Consider the following 14,610-nt stretch of genomic DNA (forward strand, 5'->3'; position numbering starts at 1 on the left):
GCTCGACGAGCCATCGCGGCGCGGAAAACTGTTCGTTCGATCGCTACCGGGATCGTTTTTCGTCGTTCACTCGAGCGCGTGCGGAAAGAATCGTTTCAACGACGACGGGAGATCACGTTTACAATCAGCGTAGCAGTGAGGCTCAGGACCGGCGAAGCGCCCGAAGCATGTCCAGACGGTTCGGCCAGAGCTGTGCGGCGGCCGCGGCGGCGAACATCGCGAGCGAAACGCTGACGGCGAGTATCGGATCGGCCGAACCGACGAACGGGGCCTCGAGCAACACTGCGAGGACGGCCAGCAGCGAGCCGATGCCGAGGCCGCGGTAGAGTTCACTCCAGGAGAGGCCGTTCCAGGCGAAGATTTCCATGTGAGTGTAGATTTCCCGTGCCTGGTCACACAGCGTGACGATTCCGGAGTCGCTGTCGTACCTGACGACACCGAGTTCGTCGAGTTTCGGCAGATGAGTCTGGTGGAGCGAACTCCAGACGCTCTCGCGGACCCGCGGTGGTGGCGGCGATTGCCCACTTTCGGCGGTCGCGATGGCAATCGCGAGGCTACTGAGCGTTACAGCACCGTCACGTGTCTCCGTCAGGTGGCGAAGCGTCTCGCGGCGTCGGCCGTTCGCGAGAATCTCGAAAATCTCCCCCTCGGAGAGTGGATTCGGTCGGGACATTGCTGGTGAGGTGACGCCGATCGTTCGAACGTCAAACCGACGGTTCGGATCGCGGACACGTCAGCATGGAGGGCGTACCGCCACCGGTCGACCCACCGTGCCGGACGGCAAGCCCGGCGATCCGGTGAGGATTCGGGCGGTACGACGAGCCAACCGGCGTCCAAACGGGACGTTCGACCGGTTGGAATTCAATCGATCCGACTCGAGAACACCGGTGTGGATACCGTACAACCGCCGAACGGCCGGTTTGGCCGAGTCCGTTAGAGCCGATGGTTCCGTTCGACACCGACGTGTTCGTTCGTAACTACGTGGGTCGCCAGCCCCGGGAGTAGATAACTGAGTGATCGACGCCAGCCCGTGGCCGACCTCGATCGTTCAGGAGAAATCAACATGACTGACGACAACACGAACATCGGACTGTCGCGACGACGCGTCCTCGGGGGACTCGGCGCGATCGGGATCGCCTCAGCGGGCGCAGGCCTGGGGACGACGGCGTACTTCAGCGACCAGGAGAGTTTCGAGGGGAACTCGCTTACGGCGGGCACGCTCGCGGTGAACGTCACCCAGCAGATTACCCACATCGACCAGGACGGCATCGGCCCCGACCAGCTCGCCTGGTCCGACGCCGGCGACGGCGAGGCCGGCGTCACGACCGACCCGATCGTCATCGAGGACGCGAAACCCGGCGACGAGTACGAGTTCTGCTGGGAGGTCGAACTCGAGGGGAATCCCGGTTTCGCGATGGTCGCCGTCGGCGACGTCTCGGAGCAGACCGGTGCCGAGGTGGGGACCGTCTCCGCCGACGATCTCTACGACGTCGACACCGACGCCGATATGGTGACGATCGGGGAGGCGGCGACCGCCGTCGCGACGCTGACGCTGTGTCCCGAAGAGGACGAGGAGGTCGGCGCACAGGTCGAGGTCTTCGAGGGAAGCCTCGAGGACCTGCTGGCCGCGCTCTCGGAGGGGCTCGTCGTCCCCTCGAGCGAGGAACTCGAGGGTGAGGCGACGTTCTGTCACGAGATCGAGTGTCCGGTCACGCTCTGTCTCGAGATCTCGATTCCGACGTCCGTCGGCAACGAGTTACAGGGTGCAGAATCCAGCTTCGACCTCTCGGTCTACGCCGAGCAGTGTCGCCACAACGACGTCGAGCAGTTCGGCAACGCGACCGTGGTGGCCCCCGACGGACCCGGTCCGGCGTAATCGGTTGGTCACAGACTGGGGCGGTGAGGGGGGACGCCGGACTCGCGTTCTCCGTCTTGCGCGGCGGGCACAGGGGGTGTCCAGTTTCCATCCGGAGCCAGCGTGGCGGCCGGCTCGGCGGTTCGATGCCGCCGGTGGGACTCCCCGGAGGGGGAACACATCATGACTGACAACAACGAACCGTTCGGCCTCTCGCGGCGAAAGATCCTCGGCGGCATCGGGGCGATCGGCGTCGCCTCCGTGGGCGCGGGTCTGGGAACGACGGCGTACTTCAGCGACCAGGAGGAGTTCGCGGGCAACACGCTCACCGCGGGCACGCTCGCGATCAAAGTCGACTGGCAACAGCGCTACTGGGGGGCGCCACCGGAGGTGCGACCGCAGGACTACGCGACCACGACGAACGAAGCGGGGGAGACGGTGTCGAACTACCCGCACGTCAACGCGTTCCCGGACGACTCCGGCGACGGCGAACAGGACCTCGGCGGGGTCGTCTACGCCGGCGAAAATGCGGTGTTCAACGCCGCGGAGATCCCGGCGTGCTGTGACTGTGCGGACGGCGAGTACTACGTCACCTACGCGGGAGACTCACACTGTATCGAGCCGATCGTCGACGAGCGGACGGCCGAGGAGTTCTACGACGACAGTCGAGACGACGTCTCCTCGATGTTCCTCGACATCCAGCGCGAGAACGGCGCCGTGCTTTTTCTCTACCGCCAGGACCTCGGCGGCGGCGAACTCGGCGAACCGCGCCTGTTCTTCGTCCTCGACACATTCGGCAACGACGACGGCGGCGGCTACGCCACGTTTACCGTCGAAGGCGACCTCACGGACGTCGTCTGGGAGGACCTCGAGTGGGAGATCGAAGACGATCCAGGTTCAGACAGCGCAGACGAGTACTCGATCACTCCGACCGAGGCGACGGCGAGTTGGATCTGGGGAGACAACCGGACCGACGGCGGCGTGCTCGGCTCGCTCACCGAGGAGTTCGCCCTTCGCATCAACCCTGACCTGAACGGAGCAGCCGCCCTGAGCGGCGGTACGTCGACGTTCGACCCGGACGTCGACGTCGGCGTCACCAGCCTGGTCGTCCTGAGCGGCGATCCGGGGACCGAGATCGTCCTCGAGAACGACCTGGGCGGACCGATGGCCGACGACGACCTCGGCGACGTCGTCATCCACAGCGAGTGTGGGCTCGAGATGGGCGAGGAGACGGCCGCGTTCGGCCCGAACGCCGAGAGCCTCATCGAACTCGACGACGTCAAACCCGGCGACAGCGGCGAGGTGACGTTCTCGCTGCACGTTTGTGACAACCCGGCGTACATCTGGATGGGGGCGACCGGCTTCGACGCCGAGAGCGTCCTCGGGGAGTTCGTCCGCGCACGCGCTCGTCTCGTCCCCGGCTGTCTGAACGAGGTTGACGGGTTCGACGACGTCGACGGCTACGACGGCGACGTCGTCGTGGAGGGAACCTTGAACGAGGTTCTCGCCGCGCTCGCCGACGCCTCCTACCAGGGCGTTGCGCTCACGACCGAGGACGGCGACGGCTGCTTCGATCCGGTCGCGGACTCGACGTGTGTCGCCTTCGAGTGGTGGTTCCCGATCGGTCAGGAAGACGTCAACGACGCACAAGGTGAAAGCGTCTCGTTCGACGTCGGCTTCTACGCCGAACAGTGTCGCCACAACGATCAGAACGGCGCCTGAGGCCGTGATCCGTTGACGATAGCATTCACCCGGTCCGAAAGATTCCGGATCGGCGTCTCCTGGCAACGAACGATGGTAGCGTCTACCTGCCGCGACGGTTCGGGCGGCAGTATCGTCCTACCACGATCGTTCACCGACGGTATGGCGATCATCCATATCCTCGCTGGGGACCGACTGGCGGCCAGCGACGACGAACGCCGCGGCGAGTTCTCCGTAGAGACCGCGGGCGTACGACCCCACGCGGAGGAACGAACGTGACACAACGAATTCCCGATATCACCCGACGGCGACTGCTCGCGAGCGCCGGCACCGCCGGAATCGCCGGAATCGTCGGCATGAGCTTCAGGCCGGCCACCGTCTCCGGCGACTCACCGCCGTATACGGACACCACGTACGCGCTGACGGACGACGATGGGCTGTCGCTGCGGGTCGCCTGGCACAGTACGTACAACGATCGAACGGTCTCCGAGAGTCCCGACTCGAGCGATGGTCGGCCAGTTCCCGAGCGCACCGAACCGAACGAAGCCGGTCCAGATCCCTCGGACGGCTTCGTCGACGGCGACGACGTAGAAATGTACGGGCCGCTGGTCGCAGCCTCGAACGTCCTGCCGGGCGACTCCGGAACGATCGCCATCGGGCTGTTGGCAGAACGGATGGACGCTCGAGTCCGGTTGATCCCGACCGTCTCCGGCCGACTGAGCGAGGTCGTCGACGTCGCGCTCTGGTACGACACCGGCTTCCTCGGTATCGGCGGCTGTCGCGGGAGCGAAACGATCCCGGACGATCCCGCCCTCGAGTCGACGCTCGCCGCGTTCGGCGAGACGTACGGCCAGGGTATCGATGGGACGATCGCCGACGGGTTCGCGATTCGAAATGGCGTCCGGAGCTGTCTCCCGGAGGGAGAGCACCTCTGTGTGGGACTCGGCTGGGGGATCGACGAATCGGTCGGCAACGAGTGGCAAGGAGAGTCCCTCGAGTTCGGACTCACGTTCGCCGCCGAGAGCTGTGGAGGGTCCCTATGAGCCGCGATTCGCTCGAGCTGAGTCGCAGGCGACTGCTGGCGACCGTCGGCGGGATCGGAGCCGTCGGCGCGACGGCGGGCGTCGGTACCGGCGCGTACTTCACCGATCGGAAACGGTTCACGAACGCGATCACCGCGGGGGCGGTCGAGATCGACTTCGACTGTGACTCCTGTTCGGTCGTCGACGACCGACTGACGTTCGCGTTCGACGGAATCGACCGCGGAACGACCGACTCGATCGCGGTCGACCTCGCCGTCGGGACGAATCCCGCGCGGCTGTGGCTTCGGACCGACTGTCCACCCGCGTTCGATCCGCTCGGCGATGCACTCACCGTCGAGTTCGACGTCGCCGGCGAGACGGTCGCCGACGGGAGCCTCTCGTCGGTAGCGCGCTCGGTCGCGAGCGGCATCCGACTCGACGACGGCTGTCTCGAGCCGGAAACGCCGGTGGAGATCGAACTCGCGTGGGAGCTGTCGGAGACCGCCCCGGAGCATCTGGCGGGCGAGACGGCGGCGTTTTCCGCCGAACTCGTCGCCGAGCAGTGTCGCCACGTCGACGAGGCGGACGTCTCGAACCCGTTTGCGGGGCAGGGGTCGTGTGAAGATGCGCCTGGCTGTCCGGCGTGTGTCCCCCTCGGAAAAGCGGACGACTTAGACGAACGGATGCCGATCGAGCCGAGCACGGCCGACCCCGCGACCTGGCTCCCGATCGACGAGGGGCCCGGAAGCGGGGAGTACTTCCTGTTCGTCCAGGACGCCGAGATCAAAGACGGCGCGGAGACGACGGCGATTCAGTTCGAACTCGTCGACGGCGACGGCAATCCGGGACCACAGCTCTGTGCGGTCCGGATCAAAGGCGGGCCGAACACGAACGAAATCGAGTTCGAGCCGCCGAGGGCGTCGACCGGAGCGCTGCTCTCGACGCTCGAGAATCCGGGCGGCCGGCTGCCGGCGATCAGTAACGTCGAAGTCGACGTCTGTGCGGACGAGGTGAGGTGACGATGAACTACAGAAAAACTGCGAACGTCCTCGGATTGCTCGTCCTGATCGCCATCGTACTTCCGTTCGTGATCTACGCCGTTCCCGGCGTGATCGGGGCGGAGTACAGCTTCGTCGTCCTCACCGGGAGCATGGCGCCGGCGATCGACCCCGGTGACGTGGTCGTCGTCGACGAGACGGATCCGGCGACGATCGAGTCGGGCGACGTCATCACGTTCGCCCGAGACGGGACCAATACACCGGTGACTCATCGGGTCGTCGGGGTAGCCGACGCTGGCGGTGGCCTCGCCTTCGAGACGAAAGGCGACGCCAACAGCGAAGTCGACGCCGGGCTGGTTCCGGCGGAGAACGTCCTCGGTGTCGTCGTCCTCACGATACCGTACATCGGCTACGTGATCCAGATGACGAACTCGACCGCCGGCTTCCTCCTGTTGGTCGTCGTTCCGATCGTGCTCTTTGCCGCCTCGGAGCTGTGGGCCCTGTTCCGATCGGCGCGGGAGGACGGGGAGAGAACACCCCCCACGGCCGATTCGGACGCCGGCGAGGGCGATGCGATCACGCTGTCGGCGTCGGATCTGACGCTCTCGAGTGCAATGTTAGTCCTCGTCGTACCGTACGTCGCGTACGTCGCGTTCGAACTCCGAACGGCGCTGTCGATCGCGGTGGCCGTCGCCGCCACGCTCTCGTTGCTCGCCGTCGGCGGGTTGTGGTTCGGTACACGTCGAGACGCGATGGATTCTACGGGCCGGTCCAGATCGGGGGCGGACTCGAGTCGTACGGAGGAGGGAAATCTCGGAGACGACGACGCGAACGCGGGCACCGAAGAGGCGTTCGAAACGTTCGTGCCGGCGACGACGGAGCTACCCGCCACAACTGACGGCGGGGATCTCGAGGAGGGGAGCCGATGAACCGGGCTCTCGCCGTCGGAGTGGTCTGTCTCCTCGTCGGGGCGAGTAGCTTCGCCGGCGGTGTGGGGACGGTCGCCATCTTCTCCGATACGGGATCGATCGAGGGAACGTTCTCGACGACGGGGTCGTTCTCCGAGATGGATCTCGGGTTCGAACAGTCGGCGGAAAACGGCTCGGACGTGATCGGACCCGACGGCTCACCGGCGCTCGCCGATTCGGAGTCCGGGAACGAACCTGCCGAGAACGGGACGACGGCTCCGCCGGAGAACGTCAGTACGGGCCCAGGAGACGGGGAGCCACCGACCGAGAACAACTCCGAAACGGGCGGTAGCGAGGGCAACGAGACGGAGTCGGACCACGGTACCGACGGCGATAGCGAGGACGAGGGGGATGAAACGGACGAACTCGGAGCGGACGGGACCGACGACTCGAGCGTCGACGAAGCTGACGACGGGACTGTCGGAGACGGTTCGAGCGACGGGGGTGTCGATGGAAAAAGCGGACCGGAACTCGGCGACGATGAGTGGAGTGGCGAGGGCGACGACCCGGCGGCCGACGCCGATGACGGGACGGAAACCGCCGGCGACCACGGTTCGGGCGGCCAGATCGACGACGATGGTGTCGACGGGAAAAACGACGGAACCGACGGAGAAAACGACTCGAGCGACGATGGTTCGCGAGACGAATTCGACGACTCGAGCGGCGATCGCGACGAATCGCTCCGATACGGTTCACTGTCGGTCAGTTCCGGTGAGACCGCGACCCGGGCGGCGGTCCCACCGGTACATCGCGACAGTAATCCGTTCGAGTGGGCGGGACGGTCGTAGCGACGGTTTGAGAGTCCCACGATCGGTCGGTGGGACGAAAACATCCGCGCAACGACGGGCGGTCGCTCATACTGCCGGACAGAACTATTTGAAGATCGGTCGCTCTACTGCGGCCGTCACCCGTGGGGACGGCCGCGAGTTCGCGACCGACTTCTCACTGACTTCTGTCCGGCAGTATCAACAGTACGGAACGTCGTTCGGTCGCGGATCGGTTCGGTTCGCGTCCTTCCCGTCGACGGCCTCGAGCGATACCCCCCCGGACCCCTCGACACTGACGACGTAGCCGTTGTACGTGAACTCGAGACTCGCGGGCAGTCGGTCGGAGTCGACGGGGTCGAACAGGGCGTCGAGTGCGTCGGTCTGGATCGCGTCGTGAAGCGGGGGCTCGAGTTTTTCGGCGGGTATTCCCTCACGTTCCGCGACGGCTTCGACGACGGCGAGACTGACTGGCTGTTCTCGGTTCATGCTCGCTCCTGCCATATTCGCATATATAAAAACCGGTGTTTCTTCGCTGACGCACGGACGACGAGCGTCAGACACATCTCTATAATCGGATGATAATCGGCGTTAGTACAACAGATGCGTTCAGAATGTATGTCATTCGAGCGGGTCGACGACTCGCTCGCGGCCGACCGGCCGACACCGTCATCGATCGTTCGAGGTCGTCACCGATCAGTCGTGGCCGTTGATCGGGACCGGTTCGTACGGCTCCTCGAGGTACTCGAGGTCGCTATCCGAGAGGTCGATCTCGAGAGCTTCGACGGCGTCCTCGAGGTGGTCGATACTCGTCGTGCCGACGATCGGGGCGTCGACGACGTCTTTGTGAAGCACCCAGGCGAGGGCGATCTGGGCCATCGTGACGCCGTGTTCCGCGGCGAGTTCCTCGACGCGGGCGTTGATCTCCGTCCCCCCGTTCGCGCGGTAGATGTCGATCCGGTCGGCGGCCCAGCTATCGTCCATGTACTCGCCGCGAACCGTCTCGAGGAACTCGTCGTGGGGGCGGGTGAGATAGCCGCGTGCGAGCGGGCTCCAGGGAACGACGCCGACACCTTCTTTCGCACAGAGTGGAAGCATCTCACGTTCCTCCTCGCGGTAGACCAGGTTGTAGTGGTTTTGCATGGAGACGAACCGCTCGAGGCCGAGGCGGTCGCTCGCGTAGAGCGCGTCGGCGAACTGGTGGGCCCACTGCGAGGAGGTGCCGATGTACCGAACCTTCTCGTGACGGACGGCGTCGTCTAGGGCACGAAGCGTCTCCTCGATCGGGGTGTCGTAATCCCAGCGGTGAGTCTGGTAGAGGTCGATCGTCTCCATTCCCAGCCGGTCGAGACTTGCCTCGAGTTCCTGGTCGATCGTCTTTCGCGAGAGCCCACTCGAGTTGGGATCGTCCTCGTCCATCCGATGATACACTTTCGTCGCCACAACCTGCTCGTCGCGGTCGTACTCCGCGAGGACGTTCCCCAGCACCCGCTCGGATTCCCCGTAGGAGTAGACGTTCGCCGTGTCGAAGAAGTTGATCCCGAGATCGATCGCCCGCTCGATAATCGGACGACTCTCCTCCTCGTCTAACACCCACTCGCGCCAGTCGCTCGAGCCGAAGCTCATACAGCCCAGGCAGATTCGACTGACGGTCATTCCCGTGTCACCGAGTGTCGTATACTCCATGCAAGACGGAATCGAGGAGTGGCTACTAAAACGTAGTGTCCGGTTCGCGACGGTCGTCCCCGCGTCGGACGCCGGAGAACTCATAGGGACTATCGTAGCCAACTGGAGGTTTCGAAGCTCATCCTTTGACGCTGTGTCTTGGATCTTCCTGTGAAAACTATGAACTCCTACGATAATCCCTATCACTCGAGTTTGCGGATCATCACGATGGCGTCCTCGCCGTCCTCGTAGTAGCCGGGGACGCGTCGAAGCGGCTCGAAGCCGAAGTTCCGATAGAGCCGTTTCGCCCCGTCGTTCGACTGCCTGACCTCGAGTTTGACGGTGTCAGCGCCCTGGGCAACGAGTACGGCCAGAACACGGGTGAGCAACGCGGAGCCGACACCGAACCCGCGCCGTTCGGGGTGGACGGCGACGTCCTTGACGTGGCCGAGTTGACGGCCGAAATTCCGCGAGACGTCGGCGACGACGTAGCCGACGACGTCGCCATCGTGTTCGGCGATCAGAAATCCGGATTCGTCGAGAAACCCCTCGAAAGCGTCGTACGGCCAGGGCTGTGAGAACGACGCGTTTTCGATGTGTACGACCGCAAGGAGATCAGCACGCTCTGCGGGCCGGATCGATACGTTTCCGTCGTCCCCGGCCGAGACCCGAATCGTCACGCGACGAGATTGGATCTCCAGTACCAAAAGCAATCGCGTCGACCGTGAAACGGAGATCCTGCTTACCGACGGCGATACGACCTGCTACCGGTTGGTTCCGATACGGCTTCGAGCCGTCGTGCGGTCTTCGGGAAATCGGGACAGCAATCCGTATGATTGCCGATCGATCGTTCACCGTTCTGCGGTCGGCCGGAACGGGCCCATAGCGGTCCGTATGCTCCCAACCGCCGAACCATCACCGAGTTCGATAGCGAGAGATCACGAACCGACGGCCGATCGGAAACTCGAGAGCGGTCGAACGAAACTGTCGGAGACCGACGATGCGTTCGTCGCGGGCGGTCGATAGCGTCGTGGTGACCGTGCCATCTACCGGCCGTTTTTGCGACACCGTCTCGTCCCCGTCGGAGCGGCAAATAACGGTCGGCGATCGGAGAGACGGCAATCGACGCGGAGGAGGGGGCGCGTCGTGGATTCGCCGACACGCCAGCGCGATTGATCGCCGTAATTCGAGCTGTGACGGACGGCCGAACCGAAACCACGAGAGTGCTCCGGGGTCCCGACGAATTATCCGTCAGAGATAGCGGCAGCAGTATCCGATACGGCAGAGCACGGGTATCGTTTGCGGCCGAAGAGACGTTTATGCAAGTCGAATTCGAACGAAGGGTAATGACCGACTCGGCCGAGTGCAAAGCCAAGCGGAGTGAGCAGGGCGACGAACGCGACGACGCCCACCTCGAGGACGTCGAAGAGGGAGCAGGGTGTACGGAGATCTGGGAGCACCTCGCCGAGAAACGTGAAAAGGAAAACGACAGCAGGTAGCGATCTTTTTCACACCGAAGTTCGTACTGAAACACATGACCGACAATCGACCCGGTGGCCACGGCGAACGTGGTCGATCGATCCCGACTGACCGCGAATCGCCGGTCGGCGCGCCGGTTATCCGAGGCGACGAATCGGTCACCGGGACGCGGGCTCGCCAGGCCGTCCAGTTCGATCCCGACGATCCCGACAGTCTCGAGGAGGCCGCGAAGATGGTCGCCGAGTTCGCAAGCGGTGCGAGCGACGACGATCACCTCTACATGCTGCGCGGCGCGGCAGCCTGTGCCGCACTCGTTCGCGGAGAAGGATCGTACAAGGCCGCTGCCGAGCGTGCAGGAGACGACGCGACAGTCTCGTTCATCCGCAAATGGGCGCGCGTACACGATCTTCCGCGGTCGGTCCGCAAGCAGGTCGCGCTCGGGAAAATCGCGCCCACAGCGGCGAAACACATCGCCCGCGTCGGCGGCGAGGAACGACTGTTGCTCGCGTGGGCTTCGATCGACGGCGATCTCACCGTTCGGGAGGTCCGAAGCATCGCGAGTTCGCTCAACGACGACACACCGATCCACGAGGCGCTGGCCGAGTACGACGCCAGACTGGGGGAACTCGAGCTCACTCTCTCACCGCCGACCTACCGTGACCTCCGTCGCCGGGCGTCGATCGAGGACGTCGAACCCGGCGAAATCGTCACGGAGGCGCTCGAAACGTACTTCGAGGACGACTAGTCTGCTCGAGGGGGCACCCGGAACGTCCGCGGAGAGAGAAAGAAAACGTTTAACCACCGCTCACCGATACGTCACAGTACAGGGCCGGTAGCTCAGTCCGGCAGAGCGTCTGGCTTTTAACCAGACGGTCGCGTGTTCAAATCGCGCCCGGCCCGTGCAGCGAACCGATGAGCGGAGCGAATCGGTAAGCGAACCGGCAGGCACGATTTGAACGCAGGGAGGTCGCGCGCAACGGAGTGAGCACGTCCGACTGTGTGTTCAAATCGCGCCCGGCCCGCTTTTGCGACGAACACGTTCGTGAGGAGCAAAACCGCCAGAGCGATTTGAAGTAGACCAGAAAGGCGCAGCGAAGCGAGCATTTCTGGGCGTAGGTCATAATCGCGCCCGGCCCGCTTTTGCGACGAACAACTCCGCAAGCGACAGGTGACGGAACCGGCACGGCTCGAAAGAGGGAGATAGCCCCGGAAGCGAGTGATCCGAAACGGCTTCGCGTGGTTCACATCGCGCCCAACACACGCTGCATCGCAAACGATGTCGTGAAACTCGAGGGAAAGCCGAGACGGACGAGACTGCTGGCGGGACTGTACTCGAGACGAGTGGAGCAACGTGGAGCGAACGGCCGAAATAGACGACATCGACCTCGAGAGTTCGCAAGTGGACTGGGGAAATACAGGTAGTCGAGTCGACGGCGACGGCCAAACCCGGACAGCCTCACGAGGGATCCGACCGCGAATTCAGATCGACTTCGAATCGAGCACCGCCGTCGGGGCGATCACGTACGGCGATCTGCCACCCGTGGGCCTTGACCACGTCACGGACGATCGCGAGTCCGAATCCAGCCCCGCCTTCGGTCGTGGAGTGTCCGCGGTTGAACACGATCTCTCGGTTCTCGGGGGAGACCCCTCGCCCGTCGTCTTCGACGAGAAACCCCTGGTTGGGATCGTCGTCGATGTGTGCGACTCGAACGGTTATGGGTGAGTCGTTGTGTTCGACGGCGTTCCGAAAGAGGTTCTCGAACACGTGGAGCAACTGGTCGTGATCGCCGGGGACCGTCCAGCCGTCCTCGAGATCGCACTCGAGGGTGGCCTCGCGAGCCCAGATCCCACTCCAGGCCTCCTCCGCAACCGACTGAATCGAGACCGGGGATGGTTCCTCGAGCGTCGTCCCGGTCCTGGCCATCGTCAGAAGGTTCGTGATCATCGTCTCCATTCGTTCGTGTGCGTCGTGGAGCGTCTGAAAGTCGTCCTCGCTCGAGGAGCGTTCGGCGAACTGTGCGTAGGTCTGTGCGATCCCGAGCGGCGTTTGCAGGTCGTGGCTGATCACGCCCGCGAACTCGTCTAAGCGCTGGTTGGTCCGCTCGAGTTCCCGTTCGCGAGCGATGCGGTCGGTCACGTCGCGGGAGTTGATGACGACCCCGTCGATGATGCCGTTGTCGAGCAAGTCGACGGCAATCCCCTCGAAGACGAGCCAGCTGCCGTCCCGATGACGGACGCGATACTCGAACCGGGCTTCGGTGTTGGAGTAGGTGACGAGCCCGGCAAACTCGTCGATTGCGTCGGCGCGGTCGTCCGCGTGAACGAGTTCGAACAGCGATTCACCGACGAGGTCGGACGGGTCGTAGCCGAGAACGGACCGCACGGACGGACTGACGTACGTAACGGTCCCGTCCTCGTCGACGACGGTGACGACGTCGGAGACGTTCTCGATGAGCGCCTGAAAGCGCTTCTCTGCTCGACGCTGGTCGGTAACGTCCCTGAGCATCAGAACGACGCCTTCGGTTCTCTCGTCGCGGACGGTGGAGATTGTTGCGTCGACCGTCGTCCCGTCTCTGGTGATCGTCAGCTCCGGGGTGGTTCCCGCCAGGAGTCGTCGACTCTCCGGGAGGACGCCGGTGACCGACTGCCCGACGATCTTCTCGTCACCGAGGAGTGCTCGAGCGGCCGGGTTCCGGTCGACGATCCGCCGTTCGTCGTCGACGACGAGGTAGCCGTCGCGCATTCCCTCGATGACGTTATCTCGTGCGATCGGAACGAGGTCGAGCCACCGATACCGGTAGAGGGCGACCGCGATCAAGATGCCCGTCGCGCCGAACCCCCAGACGGAGTAGTTGATCTCGGTCGTTCCGTTGTGAGCGAGGACGTTGGTGACTCCCGGGATCAACGGTGCGAGTACGACCAGTCTTGCTTGCTTGTGGTAGACACCGCTTCCCCTGGAGTCGAGATACTCGAGGAAGAAAACGTAGATTCCGCCACCGGAGAGCCCCCAGTTGTAGAGAACGTAGAACCAGTAGATCGGGTTCTGGTAGGCCTCTACGGGGAGAAGCACCGCCGTGAACTGCATCGGTTCGTGCATCAGGAAGTGGGCGGGGTTCGTCCAGGTCAGGACGATCCACGTACCGGTTACGGCGTAGATGACCGCCAGCTGTCGGTTTCGGAGTTCGCGGCCGGCGTAGGCCATCGCGAACTGGAACAGTCCGGTCGACATGATGACCGCCCCCGAGTCGACGGTCTTCGCGAGGACGAACCCGACCGAGGGATCGGTTTCGACGAGGAGGAGTCCCTGTGGAATCGTCCACAGCGCGATGCCGAAGAGAAAGACGGCCAGCGGAAGAACGTCCGTTTTCGGTCGCGTCCGCGGAACGAGCACGGCGAGAACGAGGTTTAAGACCCCAATGAGCACGAGAGAGACGGCGTGTATCGCGGTAAACTCCTGAGCCACGTCCGTTCGATTGCACAGCGACCTCAAATACGTTCGGTCCGGCAGTTGGCGCTACGGGTCGATGCCGGGATTGAATCGATGACGAGGATGATAGGGATTATCGTAGCCAACCACCGGTTTCGAATCCTCTCTTTCGGCACTGTCTCTCGGTTCTTCACTGGGAAACGGTGAACTCCTACGATAATCCCTATGAATCGGTTCCGGGGCTGGATCGATGGCTGGGGAGGACTGATGCCGGCGGCGTAACCGTTCGAATACCGTCGGGCGAGATTCCTACTCGAGGATCCGCTCGAGACAGTCAGTGAGTTGGCGCTTCGAGACGGGCTTGGTGAGGTAGCCGTCGGTCTCCACCTCGAGGGCATCCGTGGACGGGTCGATGGCGGAAACCACGATCGTTCGACACGTCGCGCCACGCTCTGCGAGGGTCTCGAGCAGTTCGTCGCCCGAGAGGCTAGGCATCCGTCGGTCGACGAGGAGGACGTCGACCGAATCGTCGACGGCCTCGAGGGCCGCCGCTCCGCTGTAGACCGTTTTCACGTCGTACCGATCGGCGAGCATTCGCGAGTGCGCGTCGGCGTACAGCGGCTCGTCGTCGGCGACTACGATCGTCCGCTGGTGTGTGCCCGTCACGATATGGGTTCTCTCGTCATCCGCCATCTGTTTATTTCATCCACCTGCTGGGTAATATACTCGAG

14 protein-coding genes and 1 tRNA gene are annotated in these 14,610 nt (G+C 63.8%); 9 read left to right on the plus strand and 6 right to left on the minus strand.

Going from position 1 to position 14,610, the window contains the following annotated elements; translation table 11 throughout:
• Positions 1 to 142 precede the first annotated feature (142 nt).
• A complete protein-coding gene (locus GRS80_RS18645; protein ID WP_160048844.1) occupies positions 143 to 673 on the minus strand; it encodes a hypothetical protein in 531 nt (176 codons plus the stop codon).
• Between the two features lie 390 nt (positions 674 to 1,063).
• On the opposite strand from GRS80_RS18645, the gene GRS80_RS18650 reads away from it, so the two are divergent.
• The 6 genes from GRS80_RS18650 to GRS80_RS18675 all read left to right on the plus strand — a co-directional run bounded on the left by GRS80_RS18650 (position 1,064) and on the right by GRS80_RS18675 (position 7,332).
• Positions 1,064 to 1,876: a SipW-dependent-type signal peptide-containing protein gene (locus GRS80_RS18650; RefSeq protein WP_160048845.1), complete on the plus strand. Its 813-nt coding sequence runs from the start codon at positions 1,064 to 1,066 to the stop codon at positions 1,874 to 1,876.
• A gap of 162 nt (positions 1,877 to 2,038) precedes the next feature.
• Positions 2,039 to 3,577 carry a SipW-dependent-type signal peptide-containing protein gene (locus GRS80_RS20530; RefSeq protein ID WP_200840423.1) on the plus strand — a complete coding sequence of 513 codons (1,539 nt, stop codon included), beginning with the start codon at positions 2,039 to 2,041 and terminating at the stop codon, positions 3,575 to 3,577.
• A gap of 254 nt (positions 3,578 to 3,831) precedes the next feature.
• Positions 3,832 to 4,599: a hypothetical protein gene (locus GRS80_RS18660; protein WP_160048846.1), complete on the plus strand. Its 768-nt coding sequence runs from the start codon at positions 3,832 to 3,834 to the stop codon at positions 4,597 to 4,599.
• Positions 4,596 to 5,597 carry a SipW-dependent-type signal peptide-containing protein gene (locus GRS80_RS18665; protein WP_160048847.1) on the plus strand — a complete coding sequence of 334 codons (1,002 nt, stop codon included), beginning with the start codon at positions 4,596 to 4,598 and terminating at the stop codon, positions 5,595 to 5,597. Before GRS80_RS18660 ends, GRS80_RS18665 begins: the two co-directional genes overlap by 4 nt.
• Before the next feature lie 2 nt (positions 5,598 to 5,599).
• Positions 5,600 to 6,505 carry a signal peptidase I gene (locus GRS80_RS18670; protein ID WP_160048848.1) on the plus strand — a complete coding sequence of 302 codons (906 nt, stop codon included), beginning with the start codon at positions 5,600 to 5,602 and terminating at the stop codon, positions 6,503 to 6,505.
• Positions 6,502 to 7,332, plus strand: a complete 831-nt coding sequence (locus GRS80_RS18675) for a hypothetical protein (RefSeq protein ID WP_160048849.1) — start codon at positions 6,502 to 6,504, stop codon at positions 7,330 to 7,332. Before GRS80_RS18670 ends, GRS80_RS18675 begins: the two co-directional genes overlap by 4 nt.
• Positions 7,333 to 7,509: 177 nt before the next feature.
• Here GRS80_RS18675 and GRS80_RS18680 read toward each other — a convergent pair whose 3' ends face one another.
• From GRS80_RS18680 to rimI, 3 genes are all read right to left on the minus strand, one after another.
• Positions 7,510 to 7,797, minus strand: a complete 288-nt coding sequence (locus GRS80_RS18680) for a HalOD1 output domain-containing protein (protein WP_235019785.1) — start codon at positions 7,795 to 7,797, stop codon at positions 7,510 to 7,512.
• Between the two features lie 207 nt (positions 7,798 to 8,004).
• Positions 8,005 to 8,994, minus strand: coding sequence for an aldo/keto reductase (locus GRS80_RS18685; protein ID WP_160048851.1), 990 nt, complete (start codon positions 8,992 to 8,994; stop codon positions 8,005 to 8,007).
• A gap of 182 nt (positions 8,995 to 9,176) precedes the next feature.
• A complete protein-coding gene (rimI, locus tag GRS80_RS18690; RefSeq protein ID WP_343161674.1) occupies positions 9,177 to 9,647 on the minus strand; it encodes a ribosomal protein S18-alanine N-acetyltransferase in 471 nt (156 codons plus the stop codon).
• Between the two features lie 672 nt (positions 9,648 to 10,319).
• On the opposite strand from rimI, the gene GRS80_RS20535 reads away from it, so the two are divergent.
• The 3 genes from GRS80_RS20535 (at position 10,320) to GRS80_RS18700 (ending at position 11,352) form a co-directional block, all read left to right on the plus strand.
• Complete coding sequence (locus GRS80_RS20535) at positions 10,320 to 10,472, plus strand: hypothetical protein (RefSeq protein WP_200840424.1); 153 nt, start codon at positions 10,320 to 10,322, stop codon at positions 10,470 to 10,472.
• A 35-nt stretch (positions 10,473 to 10,507) separates the two neighbouring features.
• A complete protein-coding gene (locus GRS80_RS18695) occupies positions 10,508 to 11,197 on the plus strand; it encodes a hypothetical protein (RefSeq protein ID WP_160048852.1) in 690 nt (229 codons plus the stop codon).
• A gap of 81 nt (positions 11,198 to 11,278) precedes the next feature.
• Positions 11,279 to 11,352 (plus strand) — tRNA-Lys (locus GRS80_RS18700).
• Between the two features lie 556 nt (positions 11,353 to 11,908).
• Here the strand turns inward: GRS80_RS18700 and GRS80_RS18705 are convergent.
• Complete coding sequence (locus GRS80_RS18705) at positions 11,909 to 13,915, minus strand: histidine kinase N-terminal 7TM domain-containing protein (protein ID WP_160048853.1); 2,007 nt, start codon at positions 13,913 to 13,915, stop codon at positions 11,909 to 11,911.
• A gap of 273 nt (positions 13,916 to 14,188) precedes the next feature.
• The gene (locus tag GRS80_RS18710) at positions 14,189 to 14,572 is read right to left on the minus strand and encodes a response regulator (RefSeq protein WP_160048854.1); all 384 of its coding nucleotides are present in this window, start codon (positions 14,570 to 14,572) and stop codon (positions 14,189 to 14,191) included.
• Positions 14,573 to 14,610: the final 38 nt, after the last annotated feature.

Source organism: Natrialba sp. INN-245, assembly GCF_009807105.1.
Classification (GTDB): Archaea; Halobacteriota; Halobacteria; order Halobacteriales; family Natrialbaceae; genus Natrarchaeobius; species Natrarchaeobius swarupiae.

Bases quoted from the DNA above. Each gene is read 5' to 3' on its own strand.
- GRS80_RS18645 (WP_160048844.1), bottom strand. From the start codon at position 673: ATGTCCCGACCGAATCCACTCTCCGAGGGGGAGATTTTCGAGATTCTC.
- GRS80_RS18650 (WP_160048845.1), top strand. From the start codon at position 1,064: ATGACTGACGACAACACGAACATCGGACTGTCGCGACGACGCGTCCTC.
- GRS80_RS20530 (WP_200840423.1), top strand. From the start codon at position 2,039: ATGACTGACAACAACGAACCGTTCGGCCTCTCGCGGCGAAAGATCCTC.
- GRS80_RS18665 (WP_160048847.1), top strand. From the start codon at position 4,596: ATGAGCCGCGATTCGCTCGAGCTGAGTCGCAGGCGACTGCTGGCGACC.
- GRS80_RS18670 (WP_160048848.1), top strand. From the start codon at position 5,600: ATGAACTACAGAAAAACTGCGAACGTCCTCGGATTGCTCGTCCTGATC.
- GRS80_RS18675 (WP_160048849.1), top strand. From the start codon at position 6,502: ATGAACCGGGCTCTCGCCGTCGGAGTGGTCTGTCTCCTCGTCGGGGCG.
- GRS80_RS18680 (WP_235019785.1), bottom strand. From the start codon at position 7,797: ATGAACCGAGAACAGCCAGTCAGTCTCGCCGTCGTCGAAGCCGTCGCG.
- GRS80_RS18685 (WP_160048851.1), bottom strand. From the start codon at position 8,994: ATGGAGTATACGACACTCGGTGACACGGGAATGACCGTCAGTCGAATC.
- GRS80_RS20535 (WP_200840424.1), top strand. From the start codon at position 10,320: ATGACCGACTCGGCCGAGTGCAAAGCCAAGCGGAGTGAGCAGGGCGAC.
- GRS80_RS18695 (WP_160048852.1), top strand. From the start codon at position 10,508: ATGACCGACAATCGACCCGGTGGCCACGGCGAACGTGGTCGATCGATC.
- GRS80_RS18710 (WP_160048854.1), bottom strand. From the start codon at position 14,572: ATGGCGGATGACGAGAGAACCCATATCGTGACGGGCACACACCAGCGG.